At 43.9% G+C, this 23,854-nt stretch carries 17 protein-coding genes; 2 read left to right on the top strand and 15 right to left on the bottom strand.

All coding sequences use genetic code 11. The features are described from left to right. Position 1: 1 nt before the first annotated feature. Positions 2-1,042, bottom strand: a complete 1,041-nt coding sequence (locus VFDL14_RS06400; protein WP_032552915.1) for a PstS family phosphate ABC transporter substrate-binding protein — start codon at positions 1,040-1,042, stop codon at positions 2-4. Positions 1,043-1,578: 536 nt separating this feature from the next. Between VFDL14_RS06400 and VFDL14_RS0123360 the strand changes: the two genes are divergently transcribed. Both VFDL14_RS0123360 and VFDL14_RS06405 read left to right on the top strand, forming a co-directional pair. Next, positions 1,579-3,582 (top strand): methyl-accepting chemotaxis protein, encoded by a 2,004-nt coding sequence (locus tag VFDL14_RS0123360; protein WP_032552386.1) that lies wholly within the window; start codon positions 1,579-1,581, stop codon positions 3,580-3,582. Between the two features lie 206 nt (positions 3,583-3,788). Further along, positions 3,789-4,040: a hypothetical protein gene (locus tag VFDL14_RS06405; RefSeq protein ID WP_032552385.1), complete on the top strand. Its 252-nt coding sequence runs from the start codon at positions 3,789-3,791 to the stop codon at positions 4,038-4,040. 15 nt (positions 4,041-4,055) lie between these two features. On the opposite strand, the gene VFDL14_RS06410 is transcribed toward VFDL14_RS06405, so the two are convergent. From VFDL14_RS06410 to VFDL14_RS06470, 14 genes are all read right to left on the bottom strand, one after another. Beyond that, positions 4,056-4,586: an RNA-binding S4 domain-containing protein gene (locus VFDL14_RS06410; protein ID WP_032552384.1), complete on the bottom strand. Its 531-nt coding sequence runs from the start codon at positions 4,584-4,586 to the stop codon at positions 4,056-4,058. Positions 4,587-4,664: 78 nt separating this feature from the next. Continuing rightward, on the bottom strand, positions 4,665-5,954 hold the full coding sequence (locus tag VFDL14_RS06415) for an ATP-binding protein (protein ID WP_032552383.1): 1,290 nt from the start codon (positions 5,952-5,954) through the stop codon (positions 4,665-4,667). 15 nt (positions 5,955-5,969) lie between these two features. Continuing rightward, positions 5,970-6,674: a response regulator transcription factor gene (locus tag VFDL14_RS06420; protein ID WP_032552380.1), complete on the bottom strand. Its 705-nt coding sequence runs from the start codon at positions 6,672-6,674 to the stop codon at positions 5,970-5,972. Positions 6,675-6,933: 259 nt separating this feature from the next. Then, positions 6,934-10,869, bottom strand: coding sequence for a zinc-dependent metalloprotease (locus VFDL14_RS06425; protein WP_032552378.1), 3,936 nt, complete (start codon positions 10,867-10,869; stop codon positions 6,934-6,936). Between the two features lie 68 nt (positions 10,870-10,937). Then, positions 10,938-11,777 (bottom strand): hypothetical protein, encoded by an 840-nt coding sequence (locus VFDL14_RS06430; RefSeq protein WP_032552377.1) that lies wholly within the window; start codon positions 11,775-11,777, stop codon positions 10,938-10,940. A 34-nt stretch (positions 11,778-11,811) separates the two neighbouring features. Beyond that, the gene (locus tag VFDL14_RS06435; RefSeq protein WP_084181896.1) at positions 11,812-12,645 is read right to left on the bottom strand and encodes an ABC transporter ATP-binding protein; all 834 of its coding nucleotides are present in this window, start codon (positions 12,643-12,645) and stop codon (positions 11,812-11,814) included. After that, positions 12,645-13,517, bottom strand: coding sequence for an ABC transporter ATP-binding protein (locus VFDL14_RS06440; RefSeq protein WP_050487454.1), 873 nt, complete (start codon positions 13,515-13,517; stop codon positions 12,645-12,647). The genes VFDL14_RS06435 and VFDL14_RS06440 overlap by 1 nt, the downstream gene beginning before the upstream one ends. A 13-nt stretch (positions 13,518-13,530) precedes the next feature. After that, positions 13,531-15,354, bottom strand: coding sequence for an extracellular solute-binding protein (locus VFDL14_RS06445; protein WP_032552375.1), 1,824 nt, complete (start codon positions 15,352-15,354; stop codon positions 13,531-13,533). 16 nt (positions 15,355-15,370) lie between these two features. Continuing rightward, positions 15,371-16,429 carry an ABC transporter permease gene (locus VFDL14_RS06450; protein WP_032552374.1) on the bottom strand — a complete coding sequence of 353 codons (1,059 nt, stop codon included), beginning with the start codon at positions 16,427-16,429 and terminating at the stop codon, positions 15,371-15,373. A gap of 2 nt (positions 16,430-16,431) precedes the next feature. Further along, positions 16,432-17,457, bottom strand: coding sequence for an ABC transporter permease subunit (locus VFDL14_RS06455; RefSeq protein WP_032552373.1), 1,026 nt, complete (start codon positions 17,455-17,457; stop codon positions 16,432-16,434). Positions 17,458-17,830: 373 nt separating this feature from the next. Then, positions 17,831-19,429 (bottom strand): microcin C ABC transporter ATP-binding protein YejF, encoded by a 1,599-nt coding sequence (yejF, locus tag VFDL14_RS0123355; protein ID WP_032552371.1) that lies wholly within the window; start codon positions 19,427-19,429, stop codon positions 17,831-17,833. Positions 19,430-19,431: 2 nt separating this feature from the next. Further along, positions 19,432-20,457 carry an ABC transporter permease gene (locus VFDL14_RS06460; RefSeq protein WP_032552369.1) on the bottom strand — a complete coding sequence of 342 codons (1,026 nt, stop codon included), beginning with the start codon at positions 20,455-20,457 and terminating at the stop codon, positions 19,432-19,434. Positions 20,458-20,470: 13 nt separating this feature from the next. Continuing rightward, on the bottom strand, positions 20,471-21,559 hold the full coding sequence (locus tag VFDL14_RS06465) for a microcin C ABC transporter permease YejB (protein WP_032552367.1): 1,089 nt from the start codon (positions 21,557-21,559) through the stop codon (positions 20,471-20,473). A gap of 8 nt (positions 21,560-21,567) precedes the next feature. Next, positions 21,568-23,451 (bottom strand): extracellular solute-binding protein, encoded by a 1,884-nt coding sequence (locus VFDL14_RS06470; RefSeq protein ID WP_032552366.1) that lies wholly within the window; start codon positions 23,449-23,451, stop codon positions 21,568-21,570. Positions 23,452-23,854 lie beyond the last annotated feature (403 nt).

The raw sequence follows: 23,854 nt of genomic DNA, 5'->3' as shown, positions 1-23,854 counted from the left end.
ATTATAGGTTTGGTGTTAGCTCAGTACCTGCTGCACGAACCAATTTCCAATCTCTTGCAGATAGAGGAATTAGACCGCGGTCAGCTAGGTAGCCTTCATCACCAATAGCTTGTTCAGAAGTAAACGCCGCTACGTACTCTTTTAGACCTGGAATTGTGTCTTTGTGCGCTTCTTTCACGTAGAAGTACAGTGAACGAGATACTGGGTATTCACCAGAGCCAATCGCATCAAATGTCGGTTCTACGCCATTTACAATAGACGCTTGAACTTTGTCTGCGTTCTCTTCAAGGAAAGAGTAACCAAACACACCCAGTGCGTTCGGGTTAGAAGCCAGTTTCTGAACGATTAGGTTATCGTTCTCGCCTGCTTCAATGTAAGCGCCGTCTTCACGTACAGAGTGACATACCGCTTTGTATTTCTTTTTGTCAGTCTTTTTAAGTGCTTTGATTTGTGGGAAAGTCTTACAGCCACCTTCTAGAGCAAGCTCTGCAAAAGCGTCACGTGTTCCTGATGTTGGTGGAGGACCAAGTACTTCGATCTTGATGTTTGGAAGTGTTGGGTTCACTTCTTTCCATGTTTTGTATGGGTTTTCTACAAGATTACCGTTCGCATCTGGCACCATTTTCGCTACGCCTTTGTAAACGTCTTGTAGAGACAATTCAAATTGTTGAGCTTTTTTAGAATTAGCTAGCACGATGCCGTCAAAGCCAATTTTAATTTCAACGATATCCTTAACACCATTTTTGGCACACAACTCAACTTCCGAAGCTTTAATTTTACGAGAAGCATTTGTGATATCTGGTGTATTTTCACCGATACCCGCACAAAATAGTTTTAAACCGCCACCTGAGCCTGTTGATTCAATTTTAGGTACGGAAAAAGAAGATGTACGGCCAAATCGCTCTGCAACAACAGTCGCGAATGGAAATACAGTTGATGAACCAACAATACTAATGTAGTCGCGTGAAGCAGCATTAGCGACGCTGCCTGTAGCCATAGTTAGAGCAACTGTTGTAGTAGCAATAAGCGCTTTAATTTTCACATCAACCTCCAAGTTGATAAATGAATTAATGGAGTTAAACATCTGTAATCATTAAGATGCTGAATAATCAGTTCGATTTATGTTTTGAACTCCAATAATTCAAACAGAGGCTTGTGACGATTTTATTGCACAAAAATTAATCATAAGTTACATATCTATAATCCACACATCACATTCACCAAGCATAGTATCTCCAAGAAGAAAGCCAATCATAAATAATTGATAAATAAACACTTAAAAATTAGGTTACAACTTTGGGAATATAACCTATTAGCTTTAAACAGTGCGTTTGACGACCGCCCGCTCCAATAACTCATCTTCACCAAGTTCGCTTTTCAGATAAAGAACAGTATCGGATCGATGTTCTTAGAATAACCAATAAATGGATGTTAAATGCAGCCCCGTGCATTCATTAAAGTTTCATATATATCAACTAACCTCCTAAAAAAACAAGCGAGTCAATAATAACCCTATGATTGGTTGTATTCTCTCTACCTTCAATTTCAAGTTAAATGGAAATAACTGTTGAGGTTTCAATGCACTTGTCCATTATTCAGCGAATCATTATCGGCTTTGGTATCGTTATTACTTTCGTTGTCGCCATCAGTATTTTTGCCTATTTCAACCAGAGTAAGATGGCACAACAGTTAGAGCTAACATCGGTAAAGATGACGAATCTCCTCGCAGATTCGAATTTGTTGGGTCAAAACTTACAAAATATCAACCGAGCGGTTTTGGTTCACGCCAATACAGATTCTGTTGCTAACCGAAATAAACTAGAACAAGAGTTTTACCAAGAGAAGCAGCGCTATTTAACCAATTACCAAGAGTTGCTCAACGACTTCAATAATTTCCCTGCACTACAAACGCATATCGCCGAGTTAAACACCATTGCCCAGCGTATTTTCATTAATGCTGAACAGCAGTTAGAAACAAAGAACCGGCGCATGAGTGCGCGACACAAAACATCTCAAGAGCTAAATCAGTTTGATGAAAAATGGAAATTCTTCGAGCAAGACATCAGCGACCTAGCAGCTGTAGCAAAAGCCAACAGACAACGCACCAATAACCGCAACCTGAACTACTTAGTCGCACAAGGAACAGGGGCTGACCGTTATCTGCAGAAGATCTACGCAATGGAAGATGTCGATGACGCTGAGGTAGTCAAGAAGGAATTAATCGCTCACATTGAAAGATTTAAGGATAAAGCAAAGCGAGTCCCTATCTCGATGCCAGAGAGTAAAGAGAGCATCAGCTTCTATTTGAACCAGTTGATACGTGCCATTGAGCAGCCGCAAGGAGTACTTCAACAGCACCTTACCTACATTCAGCTGACGGCCACCAGCGAACAACTTCTGCGCCAACTTGCTGTCGACATGGACAGTGCGATAAACAGCTTTGAGCTTATGGGAAATGACATCGGATCATTGGTAAGTCAGACCGCTAATGAAGCACAGCAAGATTCAAACAGAGCACTACTCCTTAACGCTTCACTTGCGGTGATTTCTACTCTTATTGCCCTCGCCATCTCCTCGACGATTGTATTATCGATCAAGAAACCACTGCGCAAGATTGTTGAGGCACTCGACAAGCTGACTTCCGGTAATCTTACTCATCGTATTGAAACGGGTTTTCAATCTGAACTGGGTGCCATCGCCCTCAATATCAATGCGTTAGGCTCTCAGCTAAGTAACGTAATCACCCAAGTTCAACAGTCTGCAGACACATTGAGCGATGTAGCCAATGAAAGCCACATATTGAGCAATAAAACCAACATTGACGTCGCTAAGCAGCAGAAACAGACCGACACCATTCGTCAATCGGTAACGGAAATGAAGATAGCCATCGACAGTGTCTCCAGCTCAGCCAAAGAGACCAGTGATGAAGTCGATAAGATCACTGTGTTGGCTCACAACAACATGGACAGCATGCAACGAAATCTGACCTTTGTTAGCCAACTGCAGAGCTCGCTAGTCGAAGCAACCGATGTTATTCATCAACTCTCAAATGAATCTCGCCAAATTGGAGATATTCTCACCGTGATTCAGTCAATCTCTGAGCAAACCAACCTATTGGCACTCAATGCTGCGATTGAAGCGGCTCGCGCCGGAGAACAAGGAAGAGGATTCGCCGTAGTCGCAGATGAAGTGCGCTCGTTAGCAACTCGAACGCAAAGCTCAGCCAATGACATTGATACAATGATCAGCAACCTTCAGTCTCAAGCCGAAAAAGCGGTCATGCTAGTGGAGAACAATCTAGAAAAAGCCGCCGCATCAGTAAATCAAACCAACCTCAGCAACCAATCATTGGATACTATGGTCACAAGGCTCTCAACGATCAATAAAATGAGCCGCCACATAGCTGATGAATCAATAAAACAGAGCAATGTTGCACAGGAAGTCATGAGTAACATCGCTTATATATCCAAAAAAGCCGTCAGTATTGCCGAAGAAGTCAATCAGTCAGCGCGCAACAGTGAGTCCTTAAATGAGTTATCTAGTCGCCAGAGTGAATTAATTTCGCACTTCGTCATTCGTTGAGCCTAGCTCTATTCACCTTAATGACTCAAACAAAACAAAAAGCGGGCTATTCATCCATAGCCCGCTTTTTACTTTGCATTTGCTGACCATATCAGCACGACGCTCTATAAACCTGTAAACGAAACGCGACAATAACGTCACAAATCTGTCATCTCTCGCCTGTAGATTACCCTGCGAAGTTTAACTAAACCTCTGATTAAGAAGATATGTCACAGGCAAAACACCCTTTAGACAACAAAATCATCGCCCTATTGCAGCAGCGCGGCATGATCAAAAGTGAAGCGAAAACACGCCTGAAGAAACAGGTTTATAAGTTGCAGGCTTCAGAAGTGAATCAGATCAACAACTATTCCAATCACTTTGGCTTGAACGCAAAACAGAAACTGATTGATGAGATATTGGATATCAGACGCGAGGCGATGATTTCTAGCCTCACATCTGAAAAAGGTAGGATCTAACTTAAAGTCACTTGATTAGAAGAAGTCGATAGAGTTACGACCACTCTTCTCATCACGTTGTGGCTTTGACTTCTCGTTTTGAGCCTTAGGCTTATTGGTAGATTTGTTCTTCTGTTTACGTGGCTCAGCAGAAGCACTCAAATTTTGGCCTTGATTAGCGCTCTTATTTTTCTGCTTAGAAGAGCGCTTAGATTTATGCTGCTGTTTAGGCTCTTCTTTTTTCTTTGGTTTCTCAACCACTTCTTGAACAGGCTGATCACAACAAACCACGTAGTACTCTTGGTTGAATTCAAAGAAATCACCATCGTACATTTTGCGACGCTTACGAGTTTCTAGCTCACCATTTACCGCAACGTAACCTTCAGAAATCACGTGCTTGGCCTCACCGCCACCGCCAACTAGGTTAGCGATCTTAAAGACTTTATATAGCTCGATAGGTTGTGATGAGACATCAACGCCAATCGCTTCAATCTCAATCTCTTCGCCTTCTTCGCCATACTGATCCACTTCATCGTAATCAGCGTCTTCGTAGTATTCTTGGTCCATGATGAACTTACCTAAAACATGTTCTTTATCGTATGCAGCGCAGTGTAATGGGAAACCAACAAAATAACCATCTTCTATTTACGCCTCAACACGAGGGAAAGAGAGCGCAAAGCAAGCACCATCAAGATAACTCTCTCCCACGGTCACTTGAGCCTGATGACGTTCGCACACCTGCTTTACAATAGCGAGGCCTAGTCCATGCCCAGTTTTACCTTTATTCCTTGCTGCATTTGCGCTGTAGAAAGGATCAAACAAGAATGGCCAGTGCTCCGACTCAACACCTTTGCCATCATCATGCACTTCAACCACAACTTCCCCATCGTTATACCAAAGCTCAATCACAATCTTCGAATCAGCGAACTTAAATGCGTTACGTACGATGTTGTCTACGGCGCGATTAAACAACTTAAGATCAACGTGTAAGGGCACAGACTCTTTAAGAGGCACCTTGACGAGATCAAGCGTAGTCTCTTTTTCCCATATGGCACATCGCTCATCCAGCCAGTTATTCATATCGACAGGCTGCAACTGAAGTTCAGAGCCCCCTCGCTCCAGTCGCGAGTAGTAAAGCAGCTCATCGACCATGTCTTCCATCTCTTCAGTGTCAGCAAGTATGCGTGCAATTGCCTTCGACTGTTTGTCCGTAGGGTCCAAATCGCTCAATAGCTCAGCTTGCCACTGAATTCGAAAAATCGGCGTTCTCAGCTCATGAGCAACAGCATTGGTCAGAGATTTATTGCTGTTGATTAGGTCACGAATCTTATCCGCCATCACGTTAAAACTGCGGTTAAGCGTACCAAGTTTAATGCTATTTTTCTCGGAGGCACGCTGCATCAATTCGCCATTGGAAAACGCAACAGTAACCAATTCTAAATTCTTCAAACGACGTTTGATTCGCCACACTAAAAACAAACCACTGAAGGCAAAGCCTGTGATGGCGAATACCCAAATGAATCGGTTTTCAGTCTTTATCTTTTTCCTTAAGAAAGAGTCTTTGTTGTCCGATAATTCGTACACGCTTTGACTGCCTGGTAAACGAAGCCAAAGAAAGTCTTCTTCATGGTAATACACGTTTACATCTGGATTACTGAATGCTTTTTGAACCATTTTTGGAGCAGCGTCAAACGCCACTATACGAAGATTTTGGCGCGTTTTTTCCGCATAGTTTGTCAAAATGGTTTCGGTTTCGACTATTCCCTTCTCGCTCGCAATCGTGCTAATCAGCTCTTGGTAAGCTTCTGCCTGATGATCGCGCAGGATGTACTCGTAGTCGGTACCCAGCTTATAAACGACAAAAGCGTACGAATAGATACTGATGAGGAAGATTAGCGTCAGGCCCACCAAGTATTCAAAATAGATTCTTCTCATTAAGAAAAGTCGCCTTTACCAGCGTTCAGGAACAAATAGATAGCCTTTACCGCGAACCGTAATGATCTTTTTCGGTGGCATAGTGATGTCATTCAGCTTCTTACGAAGAATCACTATTTTGTTATCGATAAAGCGATCGACACCATCGTATTCAATCCCTCGAATCTCCTGAGTCAGATAGTTGCGTGACAAGACCTGTTCAGGCGAAGACGCCAATAGCCAAAGCAGCTCAAACTCACTCTCGGCAATTGGAATATCTTGGCCAGCATGAACACATGATTTGGTCGCCTTATTGAGGGAAAGCTTGCCAAAGCTCAACTCATTGCCATTACCGGTCGTATTTGGCTGTAGGTCTTGAGTTCGACGAAGCAACATGCGCACCCTTGCCAGCAAGACACGCTGTCGTACAGGTTTGCTAATAAAGTCGTCTGCACCTGTTTCCAAAGCCGCAACATGGTCAAAATCGTCGTCACTGGCCGTTAAGATCAGAATCTTGCCATTGAATTGGCTGCGTATTTCACGACAAATGGTCAGCCCATCAACCTCTGGCAACATTAGATCCAGAAGTACAATGTCAGGTTGGATTGTTAAAATTTGCTCACAGGCAGTTGCCCCATCAGATATGGTGACAACATCAAATGATTGGCTCTCGAAATACTCTTGCAGCATTTCTCTTAGGACTGGATCGTCTTCCACGATCACTAATTTAGGGTTGGTCATAAATCCTTCTTACCGTGTTTCTTGCTACCCTTGTGAACCGCTTCCTTGATTTTGAATTCAGCACATTCGTCTTACATAGCTGTGATTTTTTAAAATTAATTTGGTTTCATAAAAATGATAGATATATCTATATAACATATAAATAACAGATAATGCAGCTAAAAATTCAATGTAACGCATTAATTTGATCAATAAAAAAGCCGGTTAGACTAGAAAGAATAACCGGCTTCAATTAACGACTTAGTTTATTGCATCCTAATTACTTTGTGTAACGAGGAAACTGTTCGAAAGCACGGCGGTATGTCACATACTCGTTCGAACTCCAAAGTCTTAGTTCTTCTGGGTCGTAGTCGTATACTTCTTTGTGAGCAGCATTGAGAGAACTTGTGTTGTTATCCGCAATTTGGTCACCAAAGATCTGTGCCACATCAAACATATTGTCTAGCTCGTCATCCTCAAACTTGCCAATCGCACTGTTTTGAGCGGTTTGCAGGCGAGCTAGAGAGTTACACTTGCGCTTCATGTGATCTTCATCAGACTCACCATCCACTTTAAAGCGTAGACACTTGTTGCCATCTTCTTCGTACTCTTCGAACATTCTGTCGAACATTGTCCAGCGTGCGAAACCAGTCGTATCACGAAGCGCAACCAACGCATCTTTGTCACCTATCGCAATAATACGAGCTTCATTACGGTCACGTGTGTTTCTGAATACAGACAGCGCATTTCGAACTCGATATGGCAAGCCGTTTAGCTTCTCAACACGGGCTTTTTGATCATCTTGGTACAAGGCGCGTGAAGCGACAGCATTCGCAAGTGAGTTACGTGAGTTCAGCGAGTAGTTCACCCCTTTCCAAGTAAAGTTAATACCGTCTGGGTCAGCGGTTGAACTGTTAGCTAAGTTAATCGCGATTGAATCACTTAGACCACGAACAGAATCACCAAGGCCATATTCATTCGCACGGTTATACTTAGATAAATTTGCTAACAGCGTACCAAAGTAAGGAACCACAGTGTCTTGTGTTGCACCTTCAGTCCAATATTCAAAGGCATCTTGTCCTCCCAACACAAAGTAACGCTTCATTGGCCATAGGTATGAAGGTACCGCTTCAATCGTTTGAGTCATACTCGGCTGGTAACGAAGTACGGTTTCAACATAATCACCATTGCCATCAACGAAGATCGCTTGACGCGCTTCAGGTCGGCCAGCTAAATCTGACAGGTGTGTGTACAACTTGGTTATCTTATCTGACAGATCAATCAACGCTAGACTTGAGTTTTCTGTTGCGATGTATGGTGAGTCGCGACGAACCAGCATTTGCGCAGCAAGCAGTTTGTCTGGCCACACACCCAGTAGATCAACTGAATTAGACGCAGTTTGGTACGGGTTGTTAGCCTTCAGGCTTGACCAAATATGACCATCACGCGTCTCAGAGCGCATCACAATCTCATTAGCTTGGTTCTTCAGCAGCTGAACAAGCTCCTCATCGAAACAGCTCGTTGGAACGTCTCGGTTCAGAGACATACCACTTTGGTACGTTAGCCAAAGATCAGACAGTTTTGCAAAGCGATAACGGTTCGGCACACCCTCAACACCACTTAGCTCTTCCAACTCACATACTTTATCTGGCGCTGTGAGTACATCTAAGAAGAAGTCAGCTGCTAGATTTGCGGCATTGTACGTATCACAAATAGGACGTAAACCTGCAGACATGTTGTCAAGTGGTACTGGGTTACCACGCCAATCTAAACAGTTGTTCTCTGCGATCTCTTCAAACACCTGCCCTTTGTTATTGGTAGTATCAGCACCGATGTAACGTGCGAAAATAAAATCGATTTCACCGACGTTTTCTACAATGTCACGTATCTTCTGGAATTCATACATACGTTGCCAGAAGTATTCATATTGGTGATATTGAGAGAACCAATCACGACCATTTCGGCGGTTCGCCGTTTCATAGCTATCATAGTAACGCTGAATACGGAACTCTGTAATCTCAGTTAGCGATGTACCTTCATCAAAACGATCACAAGTTAAACTTGTCGTCGTGTGCTCATCGGTACAGAAGCGGTAGCTCGCTAACTCTGGGATACCATCAGTACCTGCGTTAGCACGCAAGTGAGCAATAACGCCGGTAGGATACGCATTGTAATCCTCGGTCATCTGGCGGTCGTATTCTGCCAATGAGTATGTCTTACGAACTTGAGCGCCCGTCTTATCACGGACTGATTCGCCAACAAATTCGTTGGTTTCAATCTCACGAGCGTAAGCGAACTTAAGTGCAGCCTTATCGTATTTACCAAAGACCAACAACTCATCAAAAATCGATGCACCATAGTCCATGATCGAGCTGTATGCTGCAGGTTTGCCTTGGTGACCCAGGCTACTTTGTGCCAACTCTTCGGTAGTGTAGAAGTGCGTCTTATCCACTGAGCCCATGAAGTTATGACGTAAACCTAAGTTATGGCCTAGCTCATGAATCAAAGTCGACTTAAACATATGCTCAGAGATCGCTTCACTTGCGAGCTTCTGCTGCTCTAAGCTCAACTCATTCCATTTTTTCATGGTGTTTTGTTCAGCATCAGCAAAATAACCACCATCAGCGTAGTCAATACCAGCGATCAGACCTTTCGCATTAGTACTTAGCCACATTGCGTCTTCACTGTAGACGTTCTGCTCAGAGAAACGTTTCAGCATATCTTGACGTTTATAAAACGCTTTTAGCGCTGCATCTTGGTTGGTTACATCAAATTGATGGTTTAAATCAGCTTTTGGTAGTTCGTTAATGAACTTGCCTTGACCAACAAATTCCATCTCGCCTTCAGTAACTTGTGGAACGAATTGGTCTGGGCCTCGGTCAGCCGCGATCATGTCATTAAACACATCAACGTCAGTGCGCTCAGCAACTACAGGTGCTGCATCACCATCAGCTTCACCACTATCGGATTCACTCTCCACTTTCGGTGCAAGCTTGGCGATTTCTTGACGGTTATAGCGCATCGCCAAGTCATCCCAATAACGACGAGTGGTAGTACGAATAACGCCTAAGTACTGGTTAACATGAGCATGAATGATCTCGCCCGTTAGCGGGTTAGTTGCCGATGGGCCATAACCCAACAAGCCATTATCTACCGGCTCATCAATCAGATTGAAAACGTTGTAACGTAAGTCACCAGATTGAATACCCGCTTTTTCATCGGTATTCACAATCTTGATTGGCGGAACACCGGTGCCTTCAAGTGACTCGTTGACCTCTTTCATCGTATCGATAGTCAGTTGACGGTAAACTTCGTTACCCTCTTTAAAATAGCTATCGCTTAGGTAGTAATCGATCGACTCCAGATTCGGGTTAAAACGATTGATGTAAGCGAAGCGCGAACCTTGAACATCACTTTCGCCTGTGTGCGTTTTCACCGCTTTGCTGTCATTAAAAAAGCCGTAGTACGCGCTGTCTTGGCCCTGATAATAAACTGGCTCGTAGTTTGAGCTCGCTAGCTTATCTAATTTAACTAGAGAGTAGAAAAAGCGAGTCTTGAATGACAAGTTTTCTAGACCACCAAACTCATACTGATCTTCTGGGTCAGCTGTGAATGTACGCTCTACCTCAACATTAATCACACCCTCTTCTGGGTTGTATTCATATGAGATAACACGTGGATCAGCGCTCTCTGATACGTTGCTAGCCGTGTACCATGTACTTAGCGTATCTTCTGATAGTGATTCGATGTTTTCGTAATCAGGAATGAAGTGTGTCGCGGTTGTCCAGTCGACGCTCTCATCCTTGTTGATCTCTTCTTTATTGACACATTCGCCATAGGCATTTTCAGCACAGCGGTATTGTCTGAATTCACCTGGAATTTTCAGTACCGGTATACGGTTGATTTCAGAGTCCCAACGGCTAGGTTCTAGAGAATCAACTTTATCGCGGTCTAGCGCTTCAACGTATATACCATTGGTTTCGTCAAAACGTAGCTTAACTAATTTCGGGTCGCCCTGGAAAAAACCACGCTGCGTTAACGCGTAACGTGGAGCTTCACCCGTTGAAGGCATGTACATCCACAATGATTCCGTATCTAGAGATTGAACGGTCAACTCTTTTGCGGATCTTTCGACTGTGTCATAGGCACGATCCTCGGCCCCACACCCACTGAGTACAGCTGCGATACTCGCTGCAATTATTGCTTTTCTAAACATAATGTCCCTGTATTTATAGTTATATCGTTTATTAAATAACGATGTCTTTTTATTAATTTGCTCTCTCGCTAGAACTGATAATTAACCACTGCGTAATAGGTCATCTTTTTTAAGTCAATCAGATCATTAAGCGGGTTTTGTCCTCTATCTGGGTTGTAATAACCCACACTGTTTGTCATACCAACTGACATCGAAATGCTCTCCGTCATTTGGTAACCAATTTCTTCTCCATGTAAAAGGGTCGGATCAAGTGAGTTACCCAGATAATTCCATGACTGCCTCGGCATAAAGAAAATATTTAAATAAAAGTCGTCTGCAAATGCATAATCCATGGAAACTTGATTGCTCAAGCGATACTCAATCAGTTGATGCCCACCAGCTGTTTTATATTCATGAAAGTTCTTTCTTAGCAGTAGCGTATTGCTCAGTGTTAGCCCATCTAGCACCTCATCAAATGTCGCACTCCAACGAAGTTTCACACGTGTTCCAAACTGCAGGTCCTCTCTTTTTGAAGTGTCTGAAGTGGGAAATATCGCCCTAATTTCACCGCTTACCGAGGAGCCTTCCGTCGGATTAAATAGTCCGTTACGAGCCCAAGACAAAGAAGTGTCATTCCAGAACTGGCCGCGAGTACCATAAACATCACCGTCTTGTTGGTGATATCCAGATACCACGAGTTGCAATCGAGACTTTTCAGTAACGGCATAACGCAAAACACCCGTTGCTGAAGCGACACGACTTGCTAGATAAGCACTGTCTTCGTAACCATTACGCGAGTAATCGGCACTCACATAACCTGACCATGCACTCTTTTCATCGCCCTCGACCCACTCATCCTGCAAGTTGTTTGCGAGCACAAGCGAGGGCGTTGCCAACAATAGAATTGGCAATACTTTTGTTTTATTCATACTGTCCTTCTGCTATTTAAATCCGTCTCTCTTTTTAATAGTTATTCGCCGCCTGAGTTGTTTTGTTTTTTATTCTTTGTGAAGGATGCGTAATAGGAATCGCGGATAATAACTCCTTGGTATATTCATTCTTTGGTGATGAATACACCTCTTTTGCGGTTCCCATTTCGACAATTTTCCCTTTTTTCATTACCGCTACGTGGTCTGAAATATGTTTAACCACCGATAAATCGTGTGAGATAAATATGATGGATAGATTCATCTCCTTTTGTATCTTGAGGAGTAAATTCAATATCTGAGCTTGTACTGATACATCCAACGCCGATACTGACTCATCACAAATAAGTAGTTTCGGTTTCAACGCAATGGCTCTAGCAATGCCAATGCGCTGTCTTTGGCCACCGGAAAACTCATGGGGATAGCGGTTTATCGCCGTGTGCGGCAAACCTATCTTGTCGAGTAGTTCCAATACCCATTGTTTTCGCTCGGCTGGAGTGCCAATACCATGAATCTTATAAGGTTCTTCGAGGATGCCACCTACTGTATGTCTCTGATTCAAAGACTCTAATGGATCTTGAAAGACAATCTGCATTTCACGGCGAAGCGGTCTCATCTGCTTTGAGTTCAAAGACGTGATCTCTTTACCCTCGAAGAAGATCTTTCCTTCCGTCGGTTCATACAACTTGAGAATGGTACGCCCAAGAGTGCTTTTACCGCATCCAGACTCGCCCACCAGCCCTAAGGTTTGACCTTGTTCTAAGCTGAACGAAACGCCATCGACGGCTTTGATTACATAACCTTTTTTGAAGACACCCTTACCCGTTAGGTAATACTGTTTTAACCCTTCGATTCTAAGTATTTCTGCCATTACGATGCCCCTTGGTATTCAGGAAAAAGTGACAGATCAATAGGGTCAATCTGTATTGCTTGCTTGGGTTCTGAATCTAAGCCGGGAATCAGGCCAAGCAATCTCTTGGTATAAGGGTGTTTCGGGTAATCAAAAAGCTCAAAAACATCTGCGTTTTCAACAATTCGTCCGTCATACATCACCGCAACGTCATCACAGATCTCAGCAACCACACCTAAGTCATGGGTAATGAAAATCATCGCCATGCCCGTCTCTTCCTGAAGCTCTTTCATGAGTTTGAGGATCGAGGCTTGTACTGTCACATCTAACGCTGTGGTTGGTTCATCACAGATAAGCACATCCGGCTTACAAGCCAGTGCCATTGCGATCATTACTCGCTGTCTCATACCGCCAGAAAGGTTATGTGGGTACTCTTGAAACCTAAGCTCAGGCATCGGAATTTTTACTTTTTCTAGTAAGCCGATTGCGTAGTCCACCTTTTCAGCCTTAGACATCTGGCGATGGTGTAGATCAAGTACTTCCACTAATTGATTACCAACGGTTTGAACTGGATTCAGCGCCGTCATTGGGTCTTGGAAGATAATAGAGATGCGGTTGCCACGCATTTGGTACAAATCCTGCTCCGCCATCTTGGTCAGATCCGTCTCGCGATACCAAATCTCACCCGCTGTTACCTGCCCGTATGGCTTAGGTAACAGCCCCATAATCGACATTGATGTTACGCTTTTACCGCTGCCCGATTCACCCACTAAGCCCAAGGTTCTACCTGCTTTAACGTCAAATGAGACACCTTTTAGGATCTTGACTGCGCCTTCATCGGTGCTGAATTCCACCTCTAAATCGCGTACTTTTAGTACTGTTTGTTGCTTCATTTAATATTGCGCCCTATAGCCTGTAACGGTCGTCAATCACAGTGACAGGTTCGAACGTTTCGCCCTCTTTGTAAGCCAACTGAGTTTGTTGTTTTAATTCGGTATCAATCCAGAAGTTACTGGTGCCTAGAATGTTGAACATCGCACCGGTTTTCTTCGTCATCGGGTTATTTGGAAACTTAACCCAACGCCAGTGTGCATCGCGTGTATAAGGCACCATGTAGCCTGGTACAATTACGTAAGCATTTGAGATTGCTTTTTGGATCTCTTTAGAAAGTTGATGTTTTTTGTCAGCATCAAATTCAGATTTGAATGCTTCAATCTTGCGGTCCAACTCTGGCGAACTGTAGTTAGTGTGATTGTTGGTCTGTACTCGGTTTGCATTACTCGAGTGAAAATACTCTTTGTATGCCGGAAGCTCACCACCACCCATATTCAGAAATGCAAGTTGATGCTTTTTCTCTAGGATGTATTTAAATGCCGCTGAGCCATCTACAAGGTTCAGGTTAAGCTCTAAACCCGCTAGCTTGGCTTGCTCTTTGAGATACGCAATACGAGGAGTCCAGATGTTGTAACCATAAGTAATCTTAAAGCTGAGACGCTCACCGTTTTTATTGACTCGAATACCATCAGGTCCAATGTTGGTAAAGCCAGCAGCTTCGAAATAACCAATAGCCAGCTCTGGTTCAAAGGCAGGCGCTTTCGCATCTGGTAGGTCGTAATCACCGTGACCAAAGCCCATAGCATGAGGCTTGCGTGAGTAGTCACCGCGAAGTACGTTCTTGATCATACCGTCGAAGTCGGTGGCGAAAGTGATCCCTTTACGGACGTTGATATCATTCAGCAACGGCATTGAGGTATTCATCCACAAGCCACCCGCACCTTGTGGTGTTTGATTAAAACCCCAAAACTTTTGAATGTAGCCTTTTGTGAAAGGTTCTGAGTCTGTCTTCTCATGCCACATTTGCGGAAGAACCATCGCAAAGGTATCTAATTTACCCTTCTCAAAGTGTTTACGTGCAATATCCGAATCGCGAATTACTTTGATACGTAATTTGTCCACATTAAAGCGGTTCTGGTAATACTTGTTGTCGTATCCCCACCAATCGTCACCAACGTGTTTAAAGGTAATACTACGACCTTTGTTGATCTTAGATATGTAGTAAGGCGACGTCGTTGGTTCAGCTTTGAAGTTATATTTACGAACAAAGTTATCGTCCATACCATCGCCGTTTTGATCATTAATATTGGCAAAATAGTGTTGCGGACGTGGCTGCAAGCCGTGACTTGGTGTATTGAGTAGCACCATCAGCTCATCATTACTCTTTGGCTCAGAGACAGTGATAGAGATGGTGTAGTCATCGAACTTCTCGACACTTTCGATACTGTTTCTGAAGAAGTCGTTGTACCAAGGATCGATAATGTCCTTAGAACGGTAGTACGTCAGCATGAACAGGTAATCATCTGCCGTTACCGCTTCACCATCAGACCATTTGGCTTTTGGATTCAACTTAAAGTAAGCCGTTTTGTAGTCATCCGAAAACGCCCACTCATCAGCAAGTTGAGGGATCCACTTGCCCGTATTTGGGTGACGCTGAGCAAGCTTTGGCGTGCCATCCATAATGTAAAAGCGAATACCCGAGTTCGCATCAGGGCCGACAGAGCGAAGAGTTTGTGGAAAGCTCAACATGTAACTACGCAGAGTTCCGCCACGTTTAGCCTCGTCCGACGCAAAAACAGGGTCTTGCCAGTTGCTCTGCCATTGCAGGTCGCTCGGTAGTGTGGCTGCCTGAGCCAAACCACTGAACAGCAGTGAAATAAGTGCAAATCTATACATGATTACTTCCTTGTTTCTATCTATATAGAGTGTATTTTTTCGGGTCGAAAGCGGTACGAATGGCCTCACCAATGAAGGTCACCATGACCAACACAGAAACAATCGCTGTTACCACAGACACAACAATCCAAGGTGAATCCAAGTTCGACTTCCCTTGCTGTAACAGCTCTCCCCAACTAGGTGTTGGCGGAACAAGGCCAAGACCCAGATAATCTAACGCCGTCAGAGCAGTAATGTTCGCAGCAATAGTGAAAGGTGCTAGCGTCACTATCATCACCATGGTATTGGGCAAGATATGGTGGAAAATGATCCTTGCAGTGGAAGCACCTAAAGCTTTGGCAGCCAACACATATTCTCGCGCTGACTCCTTGTATGTCATGGTTCGCATGTACCAGGTAATACCCATCCAGCTGAATGCCACGTTGATCAGGACGAACAGCATAAAGGTGGGTTGCGCTATGGAAACCAAAATCATAATTACGTAGAGGAACGGCACCATTGACCACGTTTCAATCAGCCTTTGCACCACTAAATCGAATTTCCCGCCGAAGAATCCCATTGCACAGCCAACCGTGACACCAATGACGTAGGCGATGCTCATTGTCAGCAAAGCAAAGCCCATCGCAGTTCGAAAGCCGTAGACCAAACGGGCAAGAATATCGCGACCAATAACGTCGGTACCTAGGTAATGTTGCGATTCAAAATCCGGAGCATTAGGCGGAAAGTTGCCTGAAAAGTCCTGTTCAAATGCATTCCAAGGAACCAATGGCAATAACACGAAGTCGCCATTGTTCTCATATTCAAAGTTCTGCTGCAGGTCGCGATAGTTAGTTTCTGCCGCATAGTCCAAGCCAAAAGTGCTGCCTGAATACACATCGGAAAAAATTGGGAAGAAGTACTCGCCTTGGTAACGCACAACCAGCGCTTTGCTATTAATCAGCACTTCTGCACACAGAGACAAAATCAATAGTGTCGACAACAACATAAGTGACCAGTAGCCACGCTTGATCTCTTTGAAGCGCTTTATCTGTTTTCTGGTTAACGGATTGATAGTGAATAGATTTAGTCGAGACATGATTACGCTCCAAACTTCACACGAGGATCGACAAGCGCAACGCACACATCAGATAAAATATTGCCAAGTAGCAGTACCAATGCGTTAATCGCAACAATACCCATCACCACGGGATAATCTCGCTCTACAATAGATTCGTAACCTAGCAGACCGATGCCATTGATATCGAAGATCACTTCAATCAAGAATGAGCCAGTCATGAAAAACAGTAGTGAGTTACCAAAGTGGCTCGCAATCGGAATCAAGCTATTGCGAAGCGCATGCTTACGAATGGCTTGTCTAAATGGCAGACCTTTAGCAATCGCGGTTCGAATGTAATCCGATGACAGGTTCTCCATCAGGTTATTTTTCATGGTCATGGTTAATGTGGCGAAATCGCCAATTAAGTAACAAATTAGAGGCAGCACTGCATGCCAGAGGATGTCTGTCACCTGCTCTGACAATGTGGTGAAATCATCAAAATCATCGTCGACAAACCCACCCATCGGGAACCACTCTAAGTGGTAGCTAAACAAAGTGATAAGCAGAACACCCACTACGTAACCTGGTAATGCGTATCCAACAAAAATCATGATTGACGAAGCGGAGTCAAAAACGCTGCCGTGCTTCAAGGCCTTGTAATAGCCAAGCGGGATCGAAATGAAGTAACTGATAAAGAAAGTGATGCCGCCATACATTGCAGACACTGGCAGTCGCTCAAAGATCATCTCAGTAACTGGCTCGTAGTAACGAGTCGATTCACCTAAGTCGAATTGAACCAAGCGTGACAGCCAATCTAGGTAAGCTTCTGTTACGGGTTTATCTAAACCGTAAAACTTATTTAAGTCTGCCAACTGTTCTTCTGAAAGTGCGGAGTTTTGGCCCACTACAGCGCTCGCCGAAGCACCATCACCTTGCGGCTGCATATTTGCTAGCATGCGCTCCACCGGACCACCCGGCACAAAGCGGGTAATCGCGAAGATGAGTATTGTGATCCCTAGAAACGTCGGTACAACTAACGCGAAACGCTTCAATAAATATGCAACCATTTTATTTAGCCAAACTCCATTTATAACAACTGAGCATCAATATAATTAATGATAAAAAGTAGTCAAATGGTTACATTCGTGTACAAAAGGTTACAAATGGCGCAATAAAAACAGGAGTAAAAATACATTAAATCAATCACTTATACTAGATCAAAAACTCAAACCAAACGTTTGCATTTTGTTTAGCTACAAACAAAGAATTTGAGAATTGCGCAGTCAGCTACAAAACTAGCTTATGTATCCGTCAGCTTGGTTGGTTTTCAGTTAGTGAGTCGGTGAACTAAGTAATTGAAAGTGTTGGAAATGAAGAAACGAAAAAGCCCGATATCTTAAATATCGGGCTTAATGGACAAAAGCGACAAATGAGTTGTGTTTAAGAGCCTACATTAGACAAAGAAACCAATTGCTGGGTGTATTCATGTCGAGGGTTAGAAAAAAGCCGTTCTGTCTCGCCCTTTTCAATCACCTCTCCCGCCTTCATCACAATGGTATAGTGACAAAGTGATTTGACTACGTTCAAATCATGACTGATAAAAAGATAAGTCAGCTGATACTTTTCCTGTAGCGATTTCAGAAGCTCCAATACTTGCGCTTGAACCGTTCTATCCAAAGAAGAAGTCGGCTCGTCCAGCAAAATAAACTCTGGTTTGAGTACCAAGGCTCGTGCGATCGCGATACGCTGCCTCTGCCCACCCGAGAATTCATTCGGGTAACGATGACGTGTTTCAGGGTCTAAATCGACTTCCTTCATTACCTCACAAATGCGCTGGTCAAGTTCAGCTTCATCCAGCTCTTGATGCACTCGTAAGCCCTCACCTATTACTTGCGCGACCGACATTCGTGGATTCAGTGCTGAGAACGGATCTTGAAACACTACCTGCATTCGACTTCGATACGGCAACATCTCTTGACGATTCAACCCTTGGATTTGATTGCCATCGTATTGAATTGAACCTTCACTTTCGACCAGCTTCAGAATCGCCATACCTGTCGTCGACTTACCCGAGCCACTCTCTCCAACCAAACCGATTGAGTGCCCTTGCTTTAGGTCAAACTGCATATCGGTTACCGCCTTCACGTGTGAGATGGTGCGTTTAAACAAACCACCTGTGATTGGAAACCACACTTTGAGCTGTTCAACATTAAGTAGTGAACTTGCATCAGCTGTAACAGGGACAGGTAAACCTTTAGGATCAGAATCAATCAGCTTTTTGGTATAAGGATGCTTTGGTGTACTAAACAGCGAAACGCATTCACCTTCTTCAACTAACTCACCATCTTTCATAACAGCAACACGGTCAGCAATTTTGCGTACGATACTCAAATCGTGAGTAATAAACAGCATCGCCATACCAAGCTCTTGTTGAAGGTCTTTGAGCAAGTCTAGTATCTGAGCTTGTACAGAGACATCCAGTGCTGTCGTTGGTTCGTCAGCAATTAGCAACTCAGGCTCATTAATCAGAGCCATCGCAATCATTACCCTTTGACGTTCACCGCCTGAGAGTTCATGAGGGTATGCGTTTATCTTCTGTTCTGGGTTACGAATACCAACCTTAGAAAGCCATTCAACAGCTAAGGCTTGCGCTTTATTGGTTCGCATTCCACGGTGAATCGCTAGAGTCTCCACCAGCTGTTTACCCACTTTATGCAGTGGGTTCAGTGACACCATAGGCTCTTGGAAGATCATGCCAATGCGACCACCACGAATACCTCTCAGCTGACGTTCAGAACAGCTAAGGATATCGGTGCCAGAAAAGTTCACACGCCCAGTTAGATAGTGAGATGAACCTTTTGGTAGTAGCTTCAATACTGAGTTAGCAGTCACCGATTTTCCAGAACCACTTTCGCCTACCAAGGCTAATGTTTCCCCTTTATTTATCGACAAGGAGACATTGTGAGTGACTTGTTCAATGGCATTTTTACGACCGAAACCAACAGAGAGGTTTTCAATAGTCAGAACAGTATTATTCATTGTTACCTCTGCTGATGTGGGTCAAATGCGTCGCGAACCGCTTCACCAACAAACACTAACAGTGTCAGCATCAGCGATAGTACAACAAACGCGGAAATACCAAGCCACGGCGCTTGGAGGTTAGCCTTGCCCTGAGCAAGCAGCTCACCCAAAGAAGGTGACCCTGCAGGCAGACCAAAACCTAGGAAATCAAGTGACGTCAGTGTAGTCACCGACCCAGATAAAATGAATGGCATCATGGTTAACGATGCTACCATCGCATTGGGTAACATATGACGCAGCATGATTCGCTTATCTTCCACGCCCATAGCTTGAGCTGCTCTAACATAATCAAAATTACGGCAACGTAAGAACTCCGCTCGCACAATCCCAACTAAACTCATCCAGCTAAACAGCACCATAATGCCGAGCAACCACCAGAAGTTAGGCTCAATAAAGCTTGAAAGGATGATCAGTAAGAACAGTGTCGGCATCCCCGACCAGACTTCAATAAAGCGCTGCCCAAACAGGTCAACCCAGCCACCGTAGTAACCCTGAGTCGCACCAACAGCTACACCGATAGCACTCGACACTATAGTAAGTACAAAACCAAACAACACCGAGATTCTAAAACCGTAAATGATCCGCGCTAATACGTCGCGTCCTTTATCATCCGTCCCCAACCAGTTAACTGAATCTGGCTGAGATGGGACCGCCCCAGAAATTTCAAAATTAATAGTGTCGTAGCTAAAGCGAATCACAGGCCAGATCATGTAGCCTTTCTCTTCAATCAGTTCTATGACATAAGGGTCTTTGTAATCCGCTTCGGTTTCGAACTCACCACCGAACTCTGTTTCTGCATATTCAGTCGCAACCGGAAAGAACCATTGGTCGTCGTACGAAACTAATAGCGGTTTATCGTTAGCGATAATCTCTGCAAACAAGCTCAACACAAACAGAATGGAAAAGATCCATAAAGAGATAAAACCGCGCTTGTTGGCTTTAAACCTTAACCATCTTGCTTCTGCTAAAGGATTTTTAAACTTCATTTAGAATTCACCATTAACGCGCTTCAAAGTCGATTCGAGGATCAACCCAGGTATAGGTAAGATCGGAGATAATGCTGAGTACGAGCCCAAGCAGGGTCATAATATAGAGAGAGCTAAACACAACAGGGTAGTCTCGTTGAATGGTCGACTCGAAACCAAGCAGCCCTATCCCCTCTAGAGAAAACATTACCTCTATCAGCATTGAGCCAGTAAAGAAGATACTAATAAACGCACTCGGGAAACCAGCGATAATAATGAGCATCGCATTACGGAAAACATGTCGGTAGAGGATGCTGTTTTCATCGAGACCTTTGGCGCGAGCCGTGACAACGTATTGCTTGTTTATCTCATCAAGGAAAGAGTTCTTGGTCAGCATACTTAGTGTTGCGAAACCGCCAATTACCATCGCAAAGATTGGTAACGCCAAGTGCCAGAAATAGTCGATGATTTGCTGATACCAATTGAGCTGGTCAAAATTGCTGGAGACCAATCCACGCAATGGGAACCAACTAAAGTAGTTACCGCTTGCGAAAAGGATGATCAGAATGATGGCAAATAAGAAACCCGGAACCGCATAGCCGACAATCACCACCGCACTCGACCAGATATCAAACCGCGAGCCATGATGGATGGCTTTCATAATACCCAGCGGAATCGAGATGATGTAGATGATCAACGTACTCCACAGCCCTAATGAAATAGAGACAGGCAGACGCTCGACAATCAAATCGATAACGTTGCCTCCTTTAAATAGGCTTTCGCCAAAGTTAAAGGTGGCGTAGTTTTTCAACATATCGAAATAGCGGACATGAATCGGCTTGTCGAAACCAAACTGCTTTTTAATCTCTTCAACGACTTCGGGGTCTAAACCGCGTGAGCCCTTGTAGCCACTCGAAGAAGCTTGTTCTGAATCGCTCAAGTCGACTTCTTGGCCACCGCCAGAGAAGCGCTCCATGATGCCAGAGTTGTGGCCTTCCAACTGAGCTACAGCTTGTTCTACTGGGCCACCGGGAGCAATCTGGATGATAAAAAAGTTAATGGTGATGATCGCCCACAATGTGGGGATCACCAACAATAAACGTCTAAATATATACGCAGCCATGAGATTCCCTAACGACGTTTTTCAGGCAGTAGCTTCGCTTTATCTTGCGAAATCCACCACGTATCAACACCAAGGTCATATTTTGGCAAGGTATCAGGGCGCTCAAACTTATCCCACATCGCAACACGGTACTTGCCCAAGTGCCACTGAGGAATGGTGTAGAAATTCCACTGTAGTACGCGGTCAAGTGCTCGACCTAACGTAAGCAGTTTTTCAGGATCTTGTTGGCTCTTAGATATTTGTTCAGTCAAAGAGTCGATAACCGGATCGATAACACCAGCCGTATTGTAAGTCGAATCAATGTAGTTCGAGTTCCACGCAATCATCAAGTTCGGGCTTGGGTAAGCGTTCGCTGAATATGCCGAAGAGACCATATCGAAATCACGATCACGTAAGCGCTTGATGTATTGGGTCGTATCAACCGTTCGGATCTTCATATCGATACCCATTCGTTTCAGGTTTTTCTGAAGTGGAATAGAAATACGTTCAGTCGTCGGGCTATAGATAAGCAATTCGAAAGAGAGCGTCTGCCCCGTTTTCTCGTTGGTCATCACTTTATTTTTCAGCACCCAACCCGCCTCTTTAAGAAGCTTAAAGGCTGTTCTCATTTGAGTACGAATACGGCCACTACCATCAGTGACAGGTGGTTGGAACTCTTCAGTAAACAAACGGGGTGGGATCTGATCTTTAAACTCAGAAAGTACCGCCACTTCTGCATCAGACGGCAAGCCTGTTGCTTCGTATTCAGTGTTTTGGAAATAGCTGCGCGTACGGTCGTATTGGTTGTAGAACATGTTCTTGTTCATCCACTCAAAGTCCATAGCATAAGTTAATGCCTCACGAACCTTAGGATCTTTAAACACCTCTGATTGAGTGTTGAACACAAAGCCTTGCGCCGATTCTGGACGCTCATGAGCGATCTCTTCTTTTACAATGTAACCCTTGTCGAAGTTGCTACCTGTGTAAGAGTTTGCCCAAAACTTAGCTGAGTTCTCCATACGAAAATCAAATTCACCCGCTTTAAAGGCTTCTAGCATTACCGTATCGTCACGATAGTAATCGTATTGGACACGCTCGAAGTTGTTGCGACCCACGTTAACCGGTAACTCTGCGGCCCAGTAATTCTCATCTAATCCGTAAGTGACACTTTGGCCAGACTTGTAATTGATCACTTTATAAGGGCCACTGCCTACAGGTGGTTCACTCAAAGGTTCAGAGAGCTTCTTGTCTTGCCAGTAATGCTTTGGTAACACACGAGTGCTTTGCGCAAAACTGAACAACTTCTCACGATTTGGCGTTTCCATCTCAATACGAACTACTAAATCAGAAACAGCGGTAACGGATTTAATGTCTTTGTAGTAAACGCGATATTGAGGAACACCCTCTTCTGAAAACTTATCGAAAGTAAACGCGACATCGTGCGCAGTAATTGGTTTGCCGTCATGAAAACGCGCGTTCGGATTGATGTCTATTTCTAGCCATGAAAAGTCACTGGCGTAGCGCACCTTTGAAGCGATAAGCGGGTAATACGCATCTATTTCATCCGATGGTGAAAACATCAAGGTATCGTAAAGTTCACCACTGTAACTTGCTGATACACCACGCGATCCAAAGCGGTTAAAACTGTCGAACGTACCGATAGCCCCATAGGTAATTTTACCTTGCTTAGGCGCATCTGGGTTTACATAATCGAAGTGTTTGAAATCAGCTGGATACTTCGCTTCACCAAACCCAACTAACTGAGTCGTTTCGATGACTTGAACGCCATCTTCAGAAGCAAATGAAGAGATAGGTAAGAGCGCCATGAGAGGCAGTGCTAGTGCGCGTGAGCGCTGGGTTAAGCGAAAAAATGTTGACCGTTTAATTGGATTAACTCGGCAATCTGTTCCCATTTGACTCTCCCTGCAAATGATAAAATAAATAGTGTGATTGAATACGCCACAAGTTGGACACACGATAATAAAAATAAGTATAGAGAAAAATCTAACGCCATGTAATAACTAATAAAACACTTAGTGCGTCGAAACAGACTTTTCTCGAGTAAAACCCTAAAGAACCCTACCCTAGTAAAAACGCTACCTGCGCTTACATTTCTTTTCTCTTAAAATGTAAGGGAGTTCAAATTATGTAAGTGATTGATTTTATTTCTCTGCGTTTCCTTTACTCTTCCTCTTCCGAATACTATTCTAATTTTACCGTACACAAATGCACTTAGAGGGTAATATGAACCTAAAGCGGGAAGGAATGACAATCAATCAGCGCAGCATCGAGCGTTACTTTGAGTTAGTCAACTTA

The sequence above is a fragment of the Vibrio fortis genome, from assembly GCF_000695685.1.
In the GTDB taxonomy this organism is placed as follows: Bacteria; Pseudomonadota; Gammaproteobacteria; order Enterobacterales; family Vibrionaceae; genus Vibrio; species Vibrio fortis_A.
This window is presented reverse-complemented; position numbering and strand designations above follow the sequence as displayed.